A 19,497-nucleotide genomic window follows, 5' to 3' on the forward strand; every position below is an offset into this window, starting at 1 on the left:
CGGACGAACCGGGGCTCAGACCGCCGAGGCCAGCAGTCCCGCCACCCGCCGGGCCGTGGCCGCGTCGCGGGCCGCGGTGAAGGGCAGGGTGTTGCCGCCGGTGATGCGGAACGGCTCGCCCGTGCGGGTCAGGTGTGCGCCGCCCGCCTCCTCGACGAGCAGCAGGCCCGCCGCGTGGTCCCAGGCGGCCTCCCAGGAGAACGCCGTGGCGTCCGACTCGCCCCGGGCGACGGCGAGATACTCCAGACCGGCAGAACCGCACTCGCGCGGGGCGACGCCGTCCGTCCACAGGCCGAGCAGCGCGCGCTTCTCCGCGTCGGTCGTGTAGTCCGGGTGGGAGGTGGCGACGCGCAGGTCACGGCCCGGCGTGGGCGGGCCGGCGAACAGCCGCTCGCCGTCCAGGAAGGCACCCTGGCCACGGACGGCCGTGGCCAGCTGGTCGCGGGCGGCGGCGTAGGTCCACGAGGCCAGCACGATGCCGTGGCGGGCGAGCGCGACCAGCGTGCAGAAGCCGTCGTCGCCGTGCACGAACTGCCGGGTGCCGTCGACGGGGTCGATGATCCAGACCGGGGCGTCGCCGCGTATCGCCTCGTACGACGCGGGGTTGGCGTGCACCGCCTCCTCGCCGACCACCACGGAGCCGGGCAGCAGCGCGCCGAGCGCCTCGGTGAGGTGCCGCTCGGCCAGCCGGTCGGCGTCCGTCACCAGGTCGTGGGGCCCGCTCTTCTGGTCGACCTCGTGCTCGGCCAGCTGCCGGAAACGCGGCATGATCTCGGCCGCGGCCGCCTTGCGCACCGCTTCTTCCACGTCGGCCGAGTGACGTGCGAGAAACTCGTCGGTGGTTTCCATCTCTTCGATCATGCCTCCATGAGAGCACGCGGCACTGACAATGCCCGCCGGGGCGGTGCACTCCGGGTGGAATCGGGATGAACTCACGGCCACCCGCCTCCGCGCGCGGCTACCCGACTACGCGGGGTCACCGGCCGACCGCGTACCCCTGCATCCCGCGCGGATTCGCCGCCGCCGACAGCACGCCCGTCTCCGGGTCCCGCGCCACCGCGCACAGCCGCCCCTCCGACCAGTCGTCACCCACCGTGACGTCATGACCGCGGCGCCGCAGCCCCTCGACGACGTCCAGGGCCATCCGCCCCTCGACCGTCACGCTCCCCGGGCGCATCCCCCGCGGGTAGAAGGAGCCGGGGAAGCTGTCGTTGTGCCAGTTCGGGGCGTCGATCGCGCCCTGCAGGTCGAGTCCGCCGCGAACCGGGGAGCGCAGGGCGACCGCCAGGAAGAAGTGCAGCTGCCACTGGTCCTGCTGGTCCCCGCCGGGCGTGCCGAACGCCATCACGGGCACGCCGTCACGCAGCGCGATCGAGGGGGTGAGCGTGGTCCGCGGCCGGCGGCCCGGCGTGAGCGAGTTCGGCAGGCCCTCCTCCAGCCAGGTCATCTGCAGCCGGGTGCCGAGCGGGAAGCCCAGCTCGGGTACGACGGGGTTGGACTGGAGCCAGCCTCCGCTGGGGGTGGCCGCGATCATGTTGCCCCAGCGGTCGACGACGTCGAGGTGGCAGGTGTCGCCGCGGGTGGCGCCGTCGCCGGAGACGTCGGGTTCGCCGGGCACCGGGGAGTTCGGGCTCTTGGCGACGGTCGGCTCCCCCACCCCCATCGGGTTGAAGCCCGGGTCCTCGGTGGCCACCACGCGCGCGTGGGCGCACAGTCGCGGCGTACGCCCGCCCGGGCTGCCCGGCCGCAGCTCGAAGGAGGCCTTCTCACCGACCAGCTCGCGCCGGGCCGCGTTGTACTGCGCCGACAGCAGCTCGGCGAACGGCACATCGGCCGCGTCCCCGTACCAGGCCTCCCGGTCGGCCATGGCGAGCTTGCAGCCCTCGATCAGCAGATGGACGTAGTCCGCGGAGCCGTACGCCGGCAGCTCGGGCGGCAGCAGGGCGAGCTGCTGGAGCAGCACCGGGCCCTGGCTCCAGGGGCCGGCCTTGCACACGGTCCAGCCGTTCCAGTCGTACGTCGCCGGCGCCTCGTAGGTCGCGGACCAGCCGGCGAGGTCGTCGGCCGTGAGCGTGCCGGTGTGGCGCTCGCCGCTGGTGTCCAGCGTGGGCCGCCCGGCCTGCCGTACCAGCGCCTCGGCGATGAATCCGGTGCGCCACACCTCCCGGGCCGCCTCGATCTGCGCCTGCCGGTCCCCCGCCCCGGCGACCTCGGCGAGCAGCCGCTTCCAGGTGGCGGCGAGCGCCGGGTTGCGCAGCAGCTCGCCGGGGCGCGGGGCCCTGCCGCCCGGCAGGTACATCTCCGCCGACGAGGTCCACTCCTTCTCGAACAGCTCGCGCACGGTCTCGACGGTCTCGCCGACGCGTTCCACGGGCGCGTGTCCGTGCTCCGCGTACCCGATGGCGTACTTCAGGACGTCGGCGAGCGGCTTTGTCCCGTGGTCGCGCAGCAGCAGCATCCAGGCGTCGAAGGCGCCCGGGACGGCGGCGGCGAGCGGCCCGGTACCGGGCACGAGATCGAGGCCGAGCCCCCGGTAGTGGGCGACGCTCGCCCCGGCGGGCGCGACGCCCTGCCCGCACAGCACCCGCACCTCACCGTCGGCGGGTGCGATCAGGATCGGCACCTCTCCGGCGGGCCCGTTGAGGTGTGGCTCGACGACATGCAGCACGAACGCCCCGGCCACGGCCGCGTCATAGGCGTTGCCGCCGTCCTCAAGCACGGCCATCGCGGACTGCGAGGCGAGCCAGTGGGTGGACGACACCATGCCGAAGGTGCCCTGAAGGGTGGGGCGGGTGGTGAACATAGGGCCTCTCACCTCGCTGTTTCCGTGCATCGGCCGGACCGATCGACGCTCAGGATGGTTCCTGGGGAGAATCTGGGGAGTTTGGGCCAGAGCTCTCACCCGCGCGCTCCCCCAGCAGGCTACCGATCGCCCTGCGCCCCTTCTTCCCTGCCTCAGGCATGAAGTGGGCTTAGTGGTCGAGGCTGATGGTCGGCGACGAATGCCCCAACCATGTACGTGTGCTTCAGCACGTGGAACCCGTCCTTCGGTGCCGCTTGCCACTGCCGGGGTTTGGCCCCCTTGGCGCGCGGCGGAATGACGCCGGCCTTGGCCAGCGCAGGCTTCCAGATCGGCTGCACGCGTACGTCCTGGTATGCCTGACCAGCTCGTCAGCCACGGAAAGCGGCATGTCTACGACGCGTGTTTTTCCACGCCTTTGGCTGATTTCGTCACGTGCCTTTCGAGCTACTGAGGTCTTTCAGCCTGGCCACTGATCGGGTGACGGGGCCGGAGTCCGCAACGCACAAGGCTCCCGTGCCGTTGAGGGAGGTGTTCGAAGTCTCAATCCACAGGCACAGGAGCCGCGTTGGTTCCGCATTTTGCCGCACTCGACCTGCCCCACGCCCTGGTCGAGTGAGTCTCAATGATGGTGGCAGTGCCTGGGTGTGGATCAGTCCTTCGGCGCGCTTCTTGAGGTAGTAGTCCCGGGAGGGTCCTGGGCGCATCATGGCGGTTTGGGCCGCCATGTAGAAGATGTGCCGCAGGCGGCGGTGGTAGCGCTTGGGCCGGTGGTGGTTACCGGTCCGGCGGCCGGAGTCGCGCGACACAGGAGCCAGTCCCGCGTGGGCGGCCAGGCGGCCGGCGTCTGCGTAGCCGGACAGGTCTCCGACGATGGCGAGGAACTCGGCCCCGAGGATGCCGCCCATACCCGGCAGGGATTCGATGACTTCGGCGCGCTCGTCGAGGCGGAAGACCTCGCGGATCTCCCGGTCCGTGTCTTTGATCCACTCGTCGAGCGCGAGGAGCTGATGAGCAAGGTCGCACACGAGCTTGGCGGCTCGCTTTTCGCCCGGCAAAGCAGTCACCTGGGACTGGGCGGCCTCGACCGCGCCGGCGGCTACATCGGCCGCACTGCGGACCCCACGTCGTGCCAGCCAGTCCCCGAGCCGCTTGACGCCGGTCCGCCGCCGAACTCCGCGCAACGGACGCCGAGGAACTTCGCCGGCTCCGAGAAGACAACGAAGCCCTCGTCGGAGCCCTGCACGAAGCCGTGACGGAGAACCGGCACCTGCGCCAACAGCTCGCCGACCGCCATGCCGGCGTTCGCATACTGCCGACGCAGGCCCCGCTCGGCCGGTAGCAGGCCCTCCGCCGCCGACGGCCCGGCTGCAGTCTCGCCTCAGCCCGGCCTGGCCGTCATCGGTGCCGAATCCCGGCGTTCGCCGAAGGCTCCGACACCGATGACACCTGGCCGACCTCGCGCGTGCCCGCGTGCTGAGCGTGACCGTGCGGGCGCGGCTCACTCGGGCAGCAACGACCTGCGTCAGGTCGCCGCCGTCGTGGAACTCAGCCCTCATTCAAGAGACCTCCCCTGATCGGCGGGAGGCCCCCACCGTGACTCGCACACCCAGCCATACATGAGCTATCGTTCATGTGGTGATGGATTTCATTTTCATTAACTGCCTCGGTATGTCATTAGGGGGTGAACGTCGGTGTGAGCGACCCGATGACCCAACAGCGGCCCACCCGGCAACGCTCGGCCCTTGTGGAAGCTCTCGCGAACTGTCACGACTTCATCTCCGCTCAGGACCTGTACGCGCGCATGACCGCCGACGGCACACGGATCGGCCTGACCACCGTCTACCGAGGACTGCGTGACCTGGAGGCCGCAGACGCGATCGACGTCGTCCAGGCCAGTGCCGGTGAACGGCTTTACCGGTGGCGGCCCACCGATGAACACCGGCACTACCTGATCTGCCGCGCCTGTGGCAGCAGCCGGCCGGTGGACTCCGAGGTCGTCGAGGAGTGGGCCGGACGCATCGCCGCCGACTCCGGATTCACCGCGGTGGAACACACCGTCGAACTCACCGGCGTCTGCGTCGGCTGCCAACCCACCACCGAGTGAGGAGAACTGCCGCCATGCCCCTGGGATTCGGACCAGGAAACCCCGCCGCACCGAGCCCGCACCTACGCGAGCTGAAGGAGAAGGTACGCACCCTGCTGGACCTCGACGACGACACCGCCGTCATGATCCGCCAGCTCGCCTGCACCGAACCTGACTGCCCACCCCTGGAGACCGTCGTCGCCGTCCTGCCGATGAACGGCAAGGCCCGCCGCTGGACCATGCACCGACCCACCGACGAGATCACCGAGGACGACCTCAAGGCCGTCCTGCTCGCCACCGCACCCGAAGGAGCCTGACCCTGATGACCGAAGCGACCACGACGGACGCGCCGCGCGACGGGCGCGTGCCCGTCACCGTACTGACCGGCTTCCTCGGCTCGGGCAAGACCACTCTCCTCAACCGGATCCTCACCGAGCACCACGGGATGCGGATCGCCGTCATCGAGAACGAGTTCGGCGAGATCGGCATCGACGACGCCCTCGTGCTGGACGCCGAGGAAGAGATCTTCGAGATGAACAACGGCTGCATCTGCTGCACCGTCCGAGGAGATCTCATCCGCATCCTCGGCGCCCTGATGCGCCGTCGGGAGAAGTTCGACCACATCCTCATCGAGACCACCGGCCTGGCCGACCCCGCGCCCGTCGCCCAGACCTTCTTCATGGACGACGAGATCGCCGCCCAGCTGCGCCTGGACGCCATCATCACCCTCGTCGACGCCGCCCACGTGCTCCAGCACCTGGACGAGGTCAAGCCGGAAGGCGTGGAGAACGAGGCCGTCGAGCAGATCGCCTTCGCCGACCGGATCGTGCTCAACAAGACCGACCTCGCCGACGAGGAGACCATCGCCGAGGTCGAGGCGCGCGTGAAGGCCATCAACGCACCCGTGCAGATCCTGCGCGCCCGCAACGCCGAAGTCGACCTCAGGCAGATCCTCGACGTCGGCGCCTTCGACCTGGACCGCGTCCTGAAGGACGACCCGTCCTTCCTCACCGAAACCGAGCACCAGCACGACACCACCGTCACCTCCGTCGGCATCGAACTCGACGGCGAGGTCGACGACTCCCGTCTCAACGCCTGGCTGGGCAACCTGCTGCGCACCAAGGGCGCCGACATCTTCCGCTCCAAGGGCATCCTCGCCATCGCGGGTTCGGGCAGGCAGTACGTCTTCCAGGGCGTTCACATGCTGCTGATGGGCGAGGAAGGAGCCCAGTGGCGAACCGACGAACCCCGTCGCAATCGGCTCGTCTTCATCGGCCGCAACCTCGACCGCGACGAGCTCGAGCGAGGCTTCGCCGACTGCCTGGCCACGGCGGGAGCCGCCGCGTGAGCATCACCACCCCCGACCAGGCCCTCTCCGTCGCCTGGGAGATCACCATCGACGACGCGCCCGTCGCCCTCAGCGCCCGCGGCGACCTCGTGGCCGTCGCCGGAGCCGAGGGCACGGTACGGGTCCTCGATGCCGCCATGGGCGCCGAGATGGGCGCACTCGACCTTCCCAGCGGCGCCCTGAAGGCCCAACTCTCCCCTTCAGCCAGTCACTTGGCGGTCACCGGACCGATGGGGTACGCACTGTGGCGGCGCGCGGACGGGCGTGTGATCGTGCGCGAATCCGGCGCCTGGTCCTCCTCCGCCGCCTGGGCGAACGACGAACGGGTGGCCATCGCCTCCGGACGCACAGCGCTCGTATTCGACGCGGACGGCGAGGAGTTGTGGCGTACGGAGCCCGCCGCGTCCACCGTCACCGACCTCGCCTGGCTGCGCCGGGGGCGCCGGCTGGCCGTGGCCGCGTACGGGGCCGTGCGCGGCCACGAGAGGCATACCGCGCAGCCCGTGGTCACCTATCCCTACATCGGCTCGCACCTCGCCCTCGCCGTCGCCCCGACCGAGAAGTGGATCTGCAGCGGCAACCAGGACGCCTCCATCCACATCTGGCGGACCCGGGACGGCAGCGAACTGACCATGTCCGGCTACCCGGAGAAGGTCTCCCGCCTCGCCTTCAACGACACGGGCTTCTGGCTCGCCGCCGACGGCGCCCCCGACCTGACGGTCTGGGACTTCTCCGGCAAGGGCCCCGCCGGCACCGCGCCACGCCAGCTGCGCTGCCACGAGACGATCACCGCGCTGGCCTGGCGGCCCGGCGCCGCCGGACACCTGGCCAGCGGCGGCCACGACGGCACGGTCGCCCTGTGGCACGCCACCGGCGGACAGCCGGCCAACCGGCTGCGCCCGGTGCGCACACTGGACGACGTCGACTCCGCGGTCGCCGCGCTGGCCTGGGCCGGACCTCACCTGCTGATCACCGCCCACCGCGACGGCCGCGTCCGGGCATACGGTCTGCCCTCACGGACCGCACTGTGAACCGGGCAGTGATCCGTGCGGCGAACCGCCCGTGCACGCTGGTCGTGTGCCGAGGCTGCTGCTGCGGCAACCCGCGCAAGCGTCAGCTCAGCAGCGAGCGAGGTCGCGAGTCCAAGATCGCTTCGGCTTCGTCACTGACCGCGCGGACCACATCCGCGGCGGGGCGAACGGCATCGACGAGGGACGCTGACTGACCGTAGAGGATCATGCCCGTGTCGGGGTCGGGTGGGGCCTCGAAGGGGTTGACGTCTTCTGGAGGTGCGAATTCCTCTTTGCGGTCCAGCAGCACTGCCTCACGCTCCGACCACTCGTCGGTGAACCGATTGCGGCGGACCCGTGCGCCGATTGTCGCCGGCCAGGGCAGCCCGGAGACGATGTCGTAGGCCCGCGTCCACACGGTGTCGCTGCCATCGCTCTCGACGATCAGACGCTTGTGGATGTCGTGCACCTCGACCGCCTCGGGCGTGGCAAGAAACGCCGTACCAAGCCAGGCACCGTCCGCACCGGCAGTGAGGACGGCCGCGAGCGTTCGGCCGTCGGCAATGCCCCCTGCGGCCAGCACCGGAACATCGGGGTGCCGCCTCACGACCCCGGCCAGAAACGGCAGCAGGCCCATCGTCCCGGTATGGCCACCGGCCTCGGTGCCCTGCGCCACGAGGACATCGGCACCCGCGGCAACAGCCGTCTCCGCGTCCTCGTAGGTCTGGATCTGACACATCACCCGGGCTCCCGCGTCCTTGGCCCGAGTGAGCCACGGCTGGGGGTCGGCGAACGACAGTGCGACGACCTCTGGACGCTCCTCCAGCGTGGCCTCGAACAGCGGCTCGGTGAAGGAGAGGAACGGCGTGATGAAGCCGACTCCGAACGGCCGGTCCGTCGTGGCGCGGATGGTCGCGATCTCCGCACGGATCCAGTCAGGTCCTTTCCAGGGATGCGTCCCCCCGAAGGAGCCGAGCCCGCCGGCAGCGGAAACCGCGGCGGCGAGCGTCCCGCCGCTGTGCAAGCCCATGGGGGCCGCCATCACCGGACAGGTGAGCCCGAACATCTCGGTGAATCTCGTGTGCAACATGGGCAGACGCTAGCGGATTTGGCGAATGGAACCCATTAGCCGCGAGGCGGGCACCCCAGCCGACGACGTGCGCGACGCTCGCTGAAACTTCCCAAGTTTCGTGAATCCCCAGTGAGAGAGGCGAACGGGGGATCGTTTCGGCAGAGTGTTTTCCTGCCATGGCGAGCAAGGCGGTCGAGGATGTTCTGTGTCCCGGGATCGATGTGCGAGTGGAGCACGTCAGTGGCTCCTCCGACGTCCTGGTGGTGGACACAGCACGTACCAACGTGCCATGGATGAGAGACCGTTGGGCTTTCGCCGGGTCATAGTCCGGCTGCGGGTCCGCCGGTACTTCTGTGACCGGAAGAGCTATTCCCGCAAGACGTTCGTCGAGCTCGCGGACTTACTCGAACAGGCGGCGGGCAACGGTGCAGCCTTCCGCCCGCCGCTGATGGAGGTGGGGTTTGTAGGGGTCGAGGATGCTGGTCCGGCCGGTCCACCGCCCGACCAGGAGCTCGTCCGCGGTGGCCACATCGGCGAGGCGGCGGACGGTGTTGCGGGCCAGGCCCAGTCGGCGGGCGATCGGCCGCAGGCCGAGCCCCTCATCCAGCAGGGCGTGGACGGCCGCGTGCTGCTCGCGCAACCCGGCCCGACAGACGGCCCGACTGCCGTGGTTCTCCGGGGAAGGCGGCGCAAGCTCCGGGCTCTCCAGGGGCTCGGCGGCACGGACCGGGGCAGGTTCTCCGGCTCGCGCAGCAGGGTGCGATGCTGGATGACCGTCTTCTCGACGGCCTCGGCCAGGTTTCTCCAGATGTGCCACCGGTCCGCGACGTGAATCGCGTCCGGGGCGCCGAGTCGTCCGGCCTCGGCGTATGCGGTGGACCGGTCACCGCAGATCACCTCGACGCCGGGATGGTCGGCGAGCCAGGCGGCCGGCCCGACACCGTCCCGCAGGCGGGACATGCGGCCCGCTCCGCCGATGCGCGGGCCCGCACGACCACCAACTCGCCGTCGTCGACTGCGTTTTCGATCACTACGCCTTCGACCTGGTGGAACCACAGGTCCTGGAGGAACACATCACCCACGCCGTTCATGATCGCGATTGTGGTGACCCTCCGTGGCCCCGGCACTGAAAGTGATCCAGAACCAGGGTTCGGCCGTCGTCGAGAGCTCCGGCACAGGCCCGAGCCTCCATCAGACCCGGAGCGTTCAGTGCCCACCCCAGCCGCTCCTTTGGGGAGCGGCTGGGGAGTTTCACGTCGCTCGGGGAGGCTCTGGGGAGTTTGAGCGGCACAAGCCGGTACGCCTCCGCATGACACTGAAAGTGAACACGGCACCACCCCCGCCGGGCCCACGCGGACATAACGGGACACACAACGCACCGACCGTCAGGCTCAGTTACCGCTCAAGTACGGAGCGAGTTGGCACTTCCGCCCCACAGGGAGTCGTGTGACACTGGCGTCCCGTCCGCAGTGCGGACCCCCTCCGCACCATCCCCCACGAGAAGTGCGCCGTGCGTTCTCTACCTCTGCCGCTCGCTCTCACCGCGCGCCTGACCCCGGTCGCCGTGCTCGCCTGCGCGGGCTGGGCGCTCACCTCCGGCCCGGAGTCCGCCGCGCCCGCCGCCCAGGACAAGGCGGCGGACAAGACCGGGACCCAGTCCGCCTCGGCGCCGTCCTCGACGGCCGTGCCGAAGACGTACACCAAGGCCCCGGCGCCGTGCGGCAGCCTCGCCAAGAAGACGATCACCTCGCTGGTACCCGGCGCCAAGACGGCCGGGAAGGAGATCGCCTCGACGGACAGTTCGGTGCGCCGCACCTGCTCCTGGAACGCCCTCAAGGGCTACGACTACCGCTGGCTCGACGTCTCCTTCGAGATCGGCGACTCGGACGACGAGGCGGAGAAGCAGTACCAGCAGCGCGTCGAGGAGAAGAGCGGCGGTGGCGTCGTCCCCAGCGTGGGGGACGCGGCCTACTCCGTCGTGAACCTCACCACCGAGGACGACCAGAAGACCCGCGAGGGCGTGGTGATCGTGCGCGCCGCCAACGCGCTGGTGGTCGTGACGTACAACGGCTCCGACTTCGAGTCGAAGGAGGCGCCCAGCTCGGACGAGATGAACAAGGGCGCGATCAAGGCGGCCAAGGAGGCGGTGGCGGCGCTGGAGGGCGGTCAGTAGGCCGACCGCCCTCCGGCATGAGCCTCAGGTCCGTTCACGCGGCAGCATCAGCGCCACGTACAGCAGCAGTGAGGCCGCCAGGCCCACCGCCCAGCCGTAGTCGGCGAGCGGTTTCAGGAACGGGATCACCCCGTCCGCCGGGAAGGGTCCGGACTTCACTCCGTCCGCGTTCACGGTGGAGTACGACCCGCCGACGGCCAGCACACCACCGACGCCGAACGCCACCAGGGCGCGCCAGTTCCAGCCGGAGGTGTACCAGTAGCGCCCGCCCGGCGTGTACAGGTCCGCCAGGTGCAGGACCGTACGCCGGACGATCCAATAGTCGGCGATCAGGATGCCCGCGACGGTGCCGAGCAGACCTCCGACCACGCCGAGCCAGGTGAAGATGTAGAACTCGGGCGTCGAGATCAGTTTCCACGGGAAGATCAGGACGCCGATGACGCCCGTGATCAGCGCGCCGGTACGGAAGTTGATGAATTTCGGCGCCAGGTTGGCCAGATCGTACGCCGGGGAGACCACGTTGGCCGCGATGTTCACGGAGATCGTGGCGATCAGCACGGTGATGAGCGCGAAGAGCAGGCCGAAGACGTTGTCCGCCTTGGCGGCGAGGGCGACCGGGTCCCAGATCGCCTCGCCGTAGACCACCTCGGAGCCGGAGGTGACCAGCACGGCGAGGATCGCGAACAGGGTCATCGTCGTGGGCAGGCCCAGTGACTGGCCCCACGTCTGGGCGCGCTGGCTGGCGCCGAAGCGGGTGAAGTCGGGGATGTTGAGGGAGAGGGTCGCCCAGAAGCCGATCATGCCCATGAGGGACGGGAAGAAGACCGGCCAGAAGTCCGCGCCCCAGCCGAGTTTCGAGGGCTGCGACAGCAACTCACCGAAACCGTTGGCTTCCACCGCGATCCAGATCAGCAGCACGAAGGCGCCGACGATCACGAAGGGCGCGGCCCAGTTCTCGAAGTGCCGCAGGAAGTCCATGCCGCGGTAGATGATGGCGATCTGCACGGCCCAGAACAGGATGAAGCACAGCCACAACGGCCAGGGGTTGCCGGCGATCTGCCCCGCCTTCTCCCACTCACCGCCGGTGATCTTGGAGCCGAGGGCGAAGATGCCGCTGCCGCCGATCCAGGTCTGGATGCCGAACCAGCCGCACGCCACCGCCGCCCGGATCAGCGCCGGGACGTTGGCGCCGCGCAGCCCGAAGGAGGCGCGGGCGAGCACGGGGAAGGGGATGCCGTACTTGGGGCCGGCGTGACCGGTGGCCAGCATCGGCAGCAGCACGATGACGTTGGCCAGGGCGATGGTGAAGACCGCCTGCTTCCAGTCCATGCCGAGCGCGACCAGGCCGGAGGCCAGGGTCCAGCTGGGGATGCAGTGCGCCATGGAGATCCACAGCGCCGCGAAGTTGTACGTCGTCCACTTGCGCTCGGCGACCGGGACGGGACGCAGGTCCTCGTTGGCGAACGGGCTGTCGGTGGGGAAGGCCTCGGGGGCGAGCTCTATCCGGCCGTCGGCGTGGGCGGTCTGGGCGGCAGGCGACCCCGTGGGGACTGTTTCGGTCATGGGCAGGCCAATCGACAAGGTGGGACGGGAAAGGCCGTGCGGGGGCTGGCCTTGGGCCCCTCTCCGGGGGAGCGGAGAGGGGGGACAAGGTGTGGGGGGTCGTAAGGCGGAGAGTCAGGCGTTGACCGCAGGAATCACCGACGTGCCGTACGCGTCGATGACGGCCTCCTGCGCGTCGTGCATGTCGTACACCGCGAACTGGTCGACGCCCAGCTCGCGCAGCGCATTGAGTTTCTCGATGTGCTTCTCGACCGGCCCGATGAGGCAGAACCGGTCGACGATCTCGTCGGGCACGAACCGGGTGTCGGGGTTTCCGCTGCGCCCGTGGTGGGAGTAGTCGTAGCCCTCGCGGGCCTTGATGTAGTCGGTGAGTTCGTCGGGTACGGCCGCCGAGTGCTCGCCGTACTTCGCGACCAGGTCGGCGACATGGTTGCCCACCATCCCGCCGAACCAGCGGCACTGCTCCCGGGCGTGCGCGAGCGCCTCGGGCGAGTCGTCCTCGGTGACGTAGGCGGGGGCGGCCACGCAGATGGTCACCTCGGCGGGGTCGCGCCCGGCGGCGACGGCGGCGTCCTTGACCGCCTTGACCATGTACTCGGTGAGATACAGATCGGCGAGCTGGAGGATGAACCCGTCCGCCTCCTCGCCGGTCATCTTCAGCGCCTTGGGCCCGTACGCCGCCATCCATACGGGCAGTTGGGCGCCCGGCTTGATCCACGGGAACCTGATCACCGTGCCGCCGAGGTCGGCCTCCCGGCCGCTGCCCAGCGCCCGGATGACCTTCATGGCCTCGCTGATCCGGGCCAGCGTGTTGGGCTTGCGGCCGGCCACCCGCATCGCCGAGTCGCCGCGCCCGATACCGCACACCGTGCGGTTTCCGAACATGTCGTTGAGCGTGGCGAAGGTGGAGGCGGTGACCTCCCAGGTGCGGGTGCCGGGGTTCGTCACCATCGGCCCGACCGTCAGTTTCTGGGTGTTCGCGAGGATCTGGCTGTAGATCACGAACGGTTCCTGCCAGAGCACGGCCGAGTCGAAGGTCCAGCCGTAGGTGAACCCGTTGCGCTCGGCGCGCTTCATCAGGGAGACCACCCGCGAGGCCGGTGGGTCGGTCTGCAGTACGAGTCCGAAGTCCATGGGCACCGCTCCTAGTTGAGGTACTGACAGGTGGAGCGGGGGGTGTAGACGCCGTGCCCGGCGTGCCCGGTGTACTCCCGCTCGGTGATGACGGGGACGCCGCGCGAGAGCACGGTCTCGACGCGGCCGGTGACGCGCTTTCCTTCGTACGCCGAGTAGTCGACGTTCATGTGGTGCGTCTCGGCCGACATGACCTGCTCGGCGTGCGGGTCGTAGATCACGACGTCGGCGTCGGCGCCCGGCGCGATGGTGCCCTTCTTCGGGTACATGCCGAACATCCGGGCCGGGGTGGCGCAGGCGATCTCGATCCAGCGGCGGCGTGAGATGTGCCCGTCGAGGACGGCCTGGTGGAGCAGGTCCATACGGTTCTCCACGCCCGGCAGCCCGTTGGGGATCTTGGAGAAGTCGCCGCGGCCGAGTTCCTTCTGCCCGACGAAGCAGAAGGGGCAGTGGTCGGTGGAGACGACCTGAAGGTCGTTGGTCCTGAGGCCCTTCCACAGCTCCGCCTGGTGCTCGCGCGGCCGCAGCGGTGTCGAGCAGACGTACTTCGCGCCCTCGAAGTCGGGTTCGGCGAGGTTGTCGGTCGACAGGAACAGATACTGCGGGCAGGTCTCGCCGAAGACGTTGAGCCCCTCGTCGCGTGCCTTGGCCAGCTCGGCGACTGCCTCCATCGCCGAGACGTGCACGACGTACAGGGGCGCCCCGGCGACCTGCGCGAGCCGGATGGCGCGGTGGGTGGCCTCGGCCTCCAGCAACGCCTTGCGCACTTCTCCGTGATACCGGGGATCGGTCTCCCCTCGGGCCAGCGCCTGTTCGACCAGGACGTCGATGGCGATGCCGTTCTCCGCGTGCATCATGATCAGTCCGCCGTTGTCGGCGGAGCGCTGCATGGCGCGCAGGATCTGGCCGTCGTCGCTGTAGAAGACGCCCGGATAGGCCATGAACTGCTTGAAGGACGTCACTCCTTCTTCGACGAGGAGGTCCATTTCCTTCAGCGTCTCCTGGTTCACATCGGAGACGATCATGTGGAAGCCGTAGTCGATGGCGCAGTTGCCCTCGGCCTTGGCGTGCCAGGCGTCCAGCCCCTCGCGCAGGGTGTGGCCGACGCTCTGCACCGCGAAGTCGACGATGGTCGTGGTGCCGCCGTGCGCTGCCGCGCGGGTGCCGGTTTCGAAGGTGTCCGAGGCGAAGGTGCCGCCGAACGGCAGCTCCATGTGGGTGTGGACGTCGACGCCGCCCGGGATGACGTACTTTCCGGTGGCGTCGATCGTCCGCTCGGCCGTCCAGGCGTCGGCGGCCGGGGTGCCGGAGGTGGCGAGGGCGGCGATGCGGCCGTCCTCGATCAGGACGTCGGCGTGGATCTCGTCGGAGGCGGTGATGACGAGGCCGCCGCGGATTAGTGTTCGGGTGGTCATGTCCGGGTCGCTCCTCGTTGTGGGTGTGTGCAGGTTGTTTGTGGCTGGTCGCGCCCGCGCGGCGGCAGCCGCACATCGAGCACAGCCCCGCGCCCCTGAGGTACGTCGCCCCTTACGGCGTCGTCAGGGGACCGTACGCTCCCGGTGCCCTGTCCCGGTAGAACTGCCAGCGGTCCCTGACCTCTCGCAGCTTCGCCATGTCCAGGTCCCTGACCACCAGTTCGGTCTCCTTGTCGCTCGCCACCTCCCCCACGAACTGGGCCTCCGGGTCGACGAAGTAGCTCGTGCCGTAGAAGTCGTTGTCCCCGTACTCCTCCACCCCCACCCGGTTGATCGCGCCGACGAAGTACTCGTTGGCGACGGCCGCCGCAGGCTGCTCCAGCTGCCACAGATAGGCGGACAGGCCGCGCGAGGTGGCCGACGGGTTGAAGACGAGCTCGGCACCCGCGAGGCCGAGCGCCCGCCAGCCCTCCGGGAAGTGACGGTCGTAGCAGATGTAGACGCCGACCTTTCCGACAGCGGTGTCGAAGACGGGCCAGCCGCTGTTCCCGGGCCGGAAGTAGAACTTCTCCCAGAACCCCCTCACCTGCGGGATGTGCGTCTTGCGGTACTTGCCGAGGTAGGAGCCGTCCGCGTCGATCACGGCGGCGGTGTTGTAGAGGACGCCGGGCTGCTCCTCCTCGTACATCGGCAGTACGAGGACGATGCCCAGTTCCTTCGCGAGGGCCTGGAAGCGCCGGACGATCGGGCCCTCGGGGATCTGCTCGGCGTACTCGTAGAAGGCGGGGTCCTGGACCTGGCAGAAGTACGGCCCGTAGAACAGCTCCTGGAAACACAGGACCTGGGCGCCCTGCGCGGCGGCGTCGCGCACGGCCTGCTCGTGCACCTGGATCATCGACTCCTTGTCGCCGGTCCATGCGGTCTGGAAGACGGCGGCGCGGATCACTCGGCTCATCGGGACCTCCGGTCGCTCCGGTAGCTCGGTGTGCGGTGAGCCTAGGAAGTCCGGATGTCGTCTTTGAGGTGCACTGTGTCACGTCTGCGACGCTGCGGCGTGCCACCGTGTCACCCTTCGGCAGGCTCATGTTTCACCACCGTTTTCCCAGGTCGTCGCATGTTTCACCCCTGTTGCGCGTCGTGTGCGAGGAGGGCGATGTGCACCGACGCGGCCTGCTCGAAGTCGTCGAGGTCCACCCCGAGCCGCGCCTGTATCGCCTCCAGGCGGCGGTAGAGCGCGGGCCGCGAGACATGGTGGAGCTGGGCGGTGCGGGACTTGTTGCGGCCGGTGGCGAGATAGGTGCGCAGGACGGCAAGCAGGGCGCCCGCCTCGTCGTCCCGCCCGCACAGCAGCCCGTCCAGCTCCCGCTCCGCGAAGGACTGCACCTGCGGGTCGTCCCGCAGCAGGCGGATCAGGCCCCGCAGATGTACGTCCTTCAGGCGGACGACGGCCGGGAGGTCCAGCGCGGCCGCGGAGTCCGCCACGGCGTCGGCGACGTGCCGCGCCTCGCGCAGCCCGGCGGGCACGTCGTCCCAGTCGGTGCGCGGTGCCGCGGCGGCGACGGGCCCTGACGTGGACCGCAGCCGGGCCGCGAAGTGGGCGGTGAGCGCCTCGGCGTCCTGGTCCCGGGCCAGGCTGAGCAGCACGGCGGTGGCCCCGTCGGCGAGTTCGGCGGCGATTCCGGGCAGTCCCAGCAGCCGCATCACGCGGTCGAGTCGGTCCGGTTCACGGTCGCGCACGACCAACGGAACGAAGGTGCGCCGGTTGACCGGCAGCCCGGCCGCCCGTGCCCTGGGCAGCAACTGCCGCGCGGGTACGACGCCACTGATCAGGTCCGTCAGCAGGCCCTGCGCCGACTGCTCCTCCCAGCTGCCCGACGGGCCGCCGAGCATCCGGTGCAGGACGAGGGCCTCGGCGGCGCGGTCGGCGAGCAGCCGCCCGGTGGCGGTGTCACCCCGGTAACCGCACAGCACGATCCGTCCCCACCGCTCTCCGCGCCCGCTCAGCTCGGCGCGGATCCAGCCGTCGCCCTCGCTGCCGCCGGCCTGGCGGGCGATGCGCTCCCAGTCGCGCAGCACGTCGTCGACGGCCGGCCGCTCCCCCGCCGTGGCGAGGACGCGGTGGGCGAGGTTGCTCACGACGACGGGGCAGGCGCTGTGCCGGGCCACCTCGTCGAGCAGGCGTTGCAAGGGGGCGCCGGAGGTGATCAGCGCGGTGAGTTCGGTGCGTACGGCCTCGGAGAGGCTGACGGCGGCGAACTTCCGCCGCACCAGCCGGGACTGGACCTCCTCGGTGAGCTCGGCGAAGGGGAAGGGGCGGTGCAGGACGACCATGGGCAGCCCGCACCGCTCGGCGACCCGCCGCATCGCGTCCGGCGCGGCGGGGAAGGCGCGGCCGAGGCCGAGCACGACGGCCGCCGCCTCCGCGCGGTGCAGCGAGCGGACGTACTCGGCCTGCTTGTCCGGGTCGCCGGCGAGCAGGACGCCGGTGGTGAGGACCATCTCGCCGCCGCTGAGCATCACCCCGACGTCGGCGGCCTCGGCGACGTGCACCCAGCGCACCGGCCGGTCGAGCTGGCTCGCGCCGGCCACCACTTCGGGCTCCCCGGCGAGCACCCGTTCCAGGGTGAGGACCTGCCGGACCGACAGGGCCGGTTCCAAGGGTTCCCAGGACTCCGAGGTGGTGGTCATGGCGGCTCCCTTGCTCGTACCAGTGCTAGCCGATGCTCCTCAGAGCGCGTTCGAGGATGGCGGCGCCCTCCTCGGCCTCCGCGACGGTCAGGGACAGCGGCGGCGCGATGCGCAGGGCGCTGGTGTTGTGCCCGCCGCCCTTGCCGATGAGCAGCCCGCCCTCGCGGGCCGCCTCCAGCACGGCGGACGCGGCCTGCGGATCCGCCTCGTCCGTGCCGGGCCGCGTCACCTCGATGCCGATCATCAGTCCGCGTCCCCGCACCTCACGCACGGCCGGCACCTGCGCGGCGACGGCCCGCAACCGCTCGATCAGCAGCCCACCGACTCGCCGGGCGTTGCCCTGGAGGTCGTGTTCCAGCAGGTACGTGAGGTTGGCGAGGCCCGCGGCCATGGTGATCTGGGTGCCGCCGAAGGTGGAGATGCTGTTGGCGTCGAGGCAGTTCATGATCTCGGCGCGGGCGACGACCCCGCCGATGGACATGCCGTTGCCGATGCCCTTGGCGAAGGTGAGCAGGTCCGGCGGGCCGCTGCGGTCGTGCGCCTGCCAGCCCCAGAAGTGGTCGCCGGTGCGGCCCCAGCCGGTCTGCACCTCGTCGGCGATCCAGAGGATGCCGCGCTCGTGGAGCACCTCGCGGAAGGCGGCGTACAGGCCGTCCGGCGGTGAGGTGAAGCCGCCGACGCCCTGGACGGGCTCGGCGATCAGTGCGGCGGGCGGGCGGGTGTGGCCGAGCAGGTCGGTGAGGTCCTCGACGCAGGCCGCGATGAACTCGTCGTCGCTCAACGAGGCGTACGGCCCTCGGGTGCGCACGCCGCCGTGGACGTACAGCGTCTGCAGTGGGGACAGGGAGGTGGGTGACCAGCTGCAGTTGCCGGTGATGCCGACGGCGCTGAAGGAGCGGCCGTGGTAGCTGTTGCGCATCGCCAGGATCGTGTTGCTGCGGCGGTACGTCGTGGCGAGCAGCAGGGCCGTGTCGTTGGCCTCCGTGCCGGACGTGGTGAAGAAGACGCGGGCGTCCGGGATGCCGCTCAACTGGGCAATGCGCTCGGCGAGTTCCACCATCGGACGGTTGAGGTACAGGGTGGACGAGTGGATGATCCGCCCGGCCTGTTCGCTCACCGCCTTGGTCACCTCGGGCAGGGCGTGCGCGGTCATCGTGGTCAGGATGCCGCCGAAGAAGTCGAGATACCGGTTTCCGGCGGCGTCCCAGACGTGCCGGCCTTCGCCGTGGGTGATCTCGATCGGGTCGTCGTAGTAGAGGGCGAGCCAGTCGGGGAGCACGGCCCGGTGGCGTCCCAGCAGGTCCTTGGTCACGGCTGCACCAGCCCTTCGTAGGCGTCGGGGCGGCGGTCGCGGTAGAAGGCCCACTGCTGCCGCACTTCTTCGATGACGTCGAAGTCGAGGTCGCGCACGAGTAGTTCCTCCGCCTTGTCGCTGGCGGTCTCGCCGACGAACTGCCCCCGCGGGTCGACGAAGTAGCTCGTGCCGTAGAAGTCGTTGTCGCCGTACTCCTCGACCCCGACCCGGTTGATGGCGGCGACGAAGTACTCGTTGGCGACGGCGGCCGCGGGCTGCTCCAGCCGCCACAGATAGGCTGACAGACCCCGGTGGGTGGCGGACGGGTTGTACACCAACTGGGCGCCGTTCAGTCCGAGTTGTCGCCAGCCCTCCGGGAAGTGGCGGTCGTAGCAGATGTAGACGCCGACCTTTCCGACGGCGGTGTCGAAGACGGGCCAGCCGAGGTTTCCGGGCTTGAAGTAGTACTTCTCCCAGAATCCCTTCACCTGCGGGATGTGGTGCTTGCGGTACTTGCCGAGGTAGGAGCCGTCCGCGTCGATCACGGCCGCGGTGTTGTAGTAGAAGCCGGACTGCTCGACCTCGAAGACCGGCACCACGATCACCATGCCGGTCTCGCGGGCGAGTTCCTGCATGCGACGTACGGTCGGCCCGTCCGGCACCGGCTCGGCCCACCGGTAGTGCTCCGGTTCCTGGACCTGACAGAAGTAGGGGGCGTTGAAGACTTCCTGGAACCCGATGACCTTGGCACCCTGCCGGGCCGCCTCGCGGGCGTGCTCCTCGTGTTTCGCCACCATGGACTCGGTGTCGCCGGTCCAGGTGGCCTGGACCAGAGCGGCACGGACGACGTTCGCCATGAGCTGCTCCTTCGACGGGACGTCAGCGCCTCTACGCCCGTAGAGCGGGCTGTAGAG

17 protein-coding genes and 2 pseudogenes are annotated in these 19,497 nt (G+C 69.9%); 5 read left to right on the forward strand and 14 right to left on the reverse strand.

What is annotated here, in order from left to right; genetic code table 11:
• Nucleotides 1–15: 15 nt before the first annotated feature.
• The 3 genes and pseudogenes from SSP24_RS05280 to SSP24_RS05295 all read right to left on the reverse strand — a co-directional run.
• Nucleotides 16–861: an inositol monophosphatase family protein gene (locus SSP24_RS05280; protein WP_141307593.1), complete on the reverse strand. Its 846-nt coding sequence runs from the start codon at nt 859–861 to the stop codon at nt 16–18.
• Nucleotides 862–976: 115 nt separating this feature from the next.
• Complete coding sequence (locus tag SSP24_RS05285; protein WP_141307594.1) at nt 977–2,803, reverse strand: gamma-glutamyltransferase family protein; 1,827 nt, start codon at nt 2,801–2,803, stop codon at nt 977–979.
• A gap of 632 nt (nt 2,804–3,435) precedes the next feature.
• Nucleotides 3,436–3,969, reverse strand: a pseudogene (locus tag SSP24_RS05295) (transposase); the annotation flags it as partial.
• Between the two features lie 539 nt (nt 3,970–4,508).
• Between SSP24_RS05295 and SSP24_RS05300 the strand changes: the two are divergent.
• Genes SSP24_RS05300 through SSP24_RS05315 form a run of 4 tightly spaced genes read left to right on the forward strand, consistent with a single transcriptional unit; the run spans nt 4,509 to nt 7,265 of the window.
• Nucleotides 4,509–4,907 (forward strand): Fur family transcriptional regulator, encoded by a 399-nt coding sequence (locus SSP24_RS05300; RefSeq protein ID WP_141307759.1) that lies wholly within the window; start codon nt 4,509–4,511, stop codon nt 4,905–4,907.
• Between the two features lie 14 nt (nt 4,908–4,921).
• Entirely contained in the window at nt 4,922–5,203 is a 282-nt protein-coding gene (locus tag SSP24_RS05305; RefSeq protein ID WP_141307595.1) for a hypothetical protein, read from the forward strand.
• A 5-nt stretch (nt 5,204–5,208) separates the two neighbouring features.
• Complete coding sequence (locus tag SSP24_RS05310; protein WP_141307596.1) at nt 5,209–6,234, forward strand: CobW family GTP-binding protein; 1,026 nt, start codon at nt 5,209–5,211, stop codon at nt 6,232–6,234.
• Nucleotides 6,231–7,265, forward strand: a complete 1,035-nt coding sequence (locus tag SSP24_RS05315) for a WD40 repeat domain-containing protein (RefSeq protein ID WP_229864766.1) — start codon at nt 6,231–6,233, stop codon at nt 7,263–7,265. The genes SSP24_RS05310 and SSP24_RS05315 overlap by 4 nt, the downstream gene beginning before the upstream one ends.
• Before the next feature lie 82 nt (nt 7,266–7,347).
• On the opposite strand, the gene SSP24_RS05320 is transcribed toward SSP24_RS05315, so the two are convergent.
• The 4 genes and pseudogenes from SSP24_RS05320 to SSP24_RS42700 form a co-directional block, all read right to left on the reverse strand.
• The gene (locus SSP24_RS05320) at nt 7,348–8,334 is read right to left on the reverse strand and encodes an NAD(P)H-dependent flavin oxidoreductase (protein WP_141307597.1); all 987 of its coding nucleotides are present in this window, start codon (nt 8,332–8,334) and stop codon (nt 7,348–7,350) included.
• Between the two features lie 382 nt (nt 8,335–8,716).
• On the reverse strand, nt 8,717–8,956 hold the full coding sequence (locus tag SSP24_RS43845; protein ID WP_229864851.1) for a hypothetical protein: 240 nt from the start codon (nt 8,954–8,956) through the stop codon (nt 8,717–8,719).
• 164 nt (nt 8,957–9,120) lie between these two features.
• A pseudogene (locus SSP24_RS43850) lies at nt 9,121–9,276 on the reverse strand (hypothetical protein); the annotation flags it as partial.
• Nucleotides 9,210–9,407 (reverse strand): hypothetical protein, encoded by a 198-nt coding sequence (locus SSP24_RS42700; protein WP_167529509.1) that lies wholly within the window; start codon nt 9,405–9,407, stop codon nt 9,210–9,212. The pseudogene SSP24_RS43850 and the gene SSP24_RS42700, both read right to left, overlap by 67 nt.
• 419 nt (nt 9,408–9,826) lie before the next feature.
• Here SSP24_RS42700 and SSP24_RS05330 point away from each other — a divergent pair, with 419 nt between their 5' ends.
• A complete protein-coding gene (locus tag SSP24_RS05330; protein WP_141307599.1) occupies nt 9,827–10,489 on the forward strand; it encodes a hypothetical protein in 663 nt (220 codons plus the stop codon).
• 24 nt (nt 10,490–10,513) lie between these two features.
• Here the strand turns inward: SSP24_RS05330 and SSP24_RS05335 are convergent, their stop codons facing one another.
• From SSP24_RS05335 to SSP24_RS05365, 7 genes are all read right to left on the reverse strand, one after another.
• A complete protein-coding gene (locus tag SSP24_RS05335) occupies nt 10,514–12,052 on the reverse strand; it encodes an NCS1 family nucleobase:cation symporter-1 (protein ID WP_141307600.1) in 1,539 nt (512 codons plus the stop codon).
• A 114-nt stretch (nt 12,053–12,166) separates the two neighbouring features.
• Entirely contained in the window at nt 12,167–13,186 is a 1,020-nt protein-coding gene (locus SSP24_RS05340; protein WP_141307601.1) for a TIGR03842 family LLM class F420-dependent oxidoreductase, read from the reverse strand.
• A gap of 11 nt (nt 13,187–13,197) precedes the next feature.
• The gene (gene hydA / locus SSP24_RS05345) at nt 13,198–14,601 is read right to left on the reverse strand and encodes a dihydropyrimidinase (protein ID WP_141307602.1); all 1,404 of its coding nucleotides are present in this window, start codon (nt 14,599–14,601) and stop codon (nt 13,198–13,200) included.
• Nucleotides 14,602–14,713: 112 nt separating this feature from the next.
• On the reverse strand, nt 14,714–15,556 hold the full coding sequence (locus SSP24_RS05350; RefSeq protein WP_141307603.1) for a nitrilase-related carbon-nitrogen hydrolase: 843 nt from the start codon (nt 15,554–15,556) through the stop codon (nt 14,714–14,716).
• Between the two features lie 164 nt (nt 15,557–15,720).
• On the reverse strand, nt 15,721–17,289 hold the full coding sequence (locus SSP24_RS05355) for a PucR family transcriptional regulator (protein ID WP_141307604.1): 1,569 nt from the start codon (nt 17,287–17,289) through the stop codon (nt 15,721–15,723).
• Nucleotides 17,290–17,314: 25 nt separating this feature from the next.
• Nucleotides 17,315–18,601: an aspartate aminotransferase family protein gene (locus SSP24_RS05360; RefSeq protein WP_141307605.1), complete on the reverse strand. Its 1,287-nt coding sequence runs from the start codon at nt 18,599–18,601 to the stop codon at nt 17,315–17,317.
• A complete protein-coding gene (locus tag SSP24_RS05365) occupies nt 18,598–19,440 on the reverse strand; it encodes a nitrilase-related carbon-nitrogen hydrolase (protein ID WP_141307606.1) in 843 nt (280 codons plus the stop codon). Before SSP24_RS05365 ends, SSP24_RS05360 begins: the two co-directional genes overlap by 4 nt.
• Nucleotides 19,441–19,497 lie beyond the last annotated feature (57 nt).

It is taken from the genome of Streptomyces spinoverrucosus (assembly GCF_006539505.1).
Classification (GTDB): Bacteria; Actinomycetota; Actinomycetes; order Streptomycetales; family Streptomycetaceae; genus Streptomyces; species Streptomyces spinoverrucosus.

What these genes read in the sequence shown, in the direction of transcription:
- SSP24_RS05285 (WP_141307594.1), bottom strand. Translation starts at nt 2,803, where the DNA reads ATGTTCACCACCCGCCCCACCCTTCAGGGCACCTTCGGCATGGTGTCG.
- SSP24_RS05280 (WP_141307593.1), bottom strand. Translation starts at nt 861, where the DNA reads ATGATCGAAGAGATGGAAACCACCGACGAGTTTCTCGCACGTCACTCG.
- SSP24_RS05365 (WP_141307606.1), bottom strand. Translation starts at nt 19,440, where the DNA reads ATGGCGAACGTCGTCCGTGCCGCTCTGGTCCAGGCCACCTGGACCGGC.
- SSP24_RS05320 (WP_141307597.1), bottom strand. Translation starts at nt 8,334, where the DNA reads ATGTTGCACACGAGATTCACCGAGATGTTCGGGCTCACCTGTCCGGTG.
- SSP24_RS42700 (WP_167529509.1), bottom strand. Translation starts at nt 9,407, where the DNA reads ATGAACGGCGTGGGTGATGTGTTCCTCCAGGACCTGTGGTTCCACCAG.
- SSP24_RS05350 (WP_141307603.1), bottom strand. Translation starts at nt 15,556, where the DNA reads ATGAGCCGAGTGATCCGCGCCGCCGTCTTCCAGACCGCATGGACCGGC.
- SSP24_RS05310 (WP_141307596.1), top strand. Translation starts at nt 5,209, where the DNA reads ATGACCGAAGCGACCACGACGGACGCGCCGCGCGACGGGCGCGTGCCC.
- SSP24_RS05300 (WP_141307759.1), top strand. Translation starts at nt 4,509, where the DNA reads ATGACCCAACAGCGGCCCACCCGGCAACGCTCGGCCCTTGTGGAAGCT.
- hydA (WP_141307602.1), bottom strand. Translation starts at nt 14,601, where the DNA reads ATGACCACCCGAACACTAATCCGCGGCGGCCTCGTCATCACCGCCTCC.
- SSP24_RS05340 (WP_141307601.1), bottom strand. Translation starts at nt 13,186, where the DNA reads ATGGACTTCGGACTCGTACTGCAGACCGACCCACCGGCCTCGCGGGTG.
- SSP24_RS05355 (WP_141307604.1), bottom strand. Translation starts at nt 17,289, where the DNA reads ATGACCACCACCTCGGAGTCCTGGGAACCCTTGGAACCGGCCCTGTCG.
- SSP24_RS05305 (WP_141307595.1), top strand. Translation starts at nt 4,922, where the DNA reads ATGCCCCTGGGATTCGGACCAGGAAACCCCGCCGCACCGAGCCCGCAC.
- SSP24_RS05335 (WP_141307600.1), bottom strand. Translation starts at nt 12,052, where the DNA reads ATGACCGAAACAGTCCCCACGGGGTCGCCTGCCGCCCAGACCGCCCAC.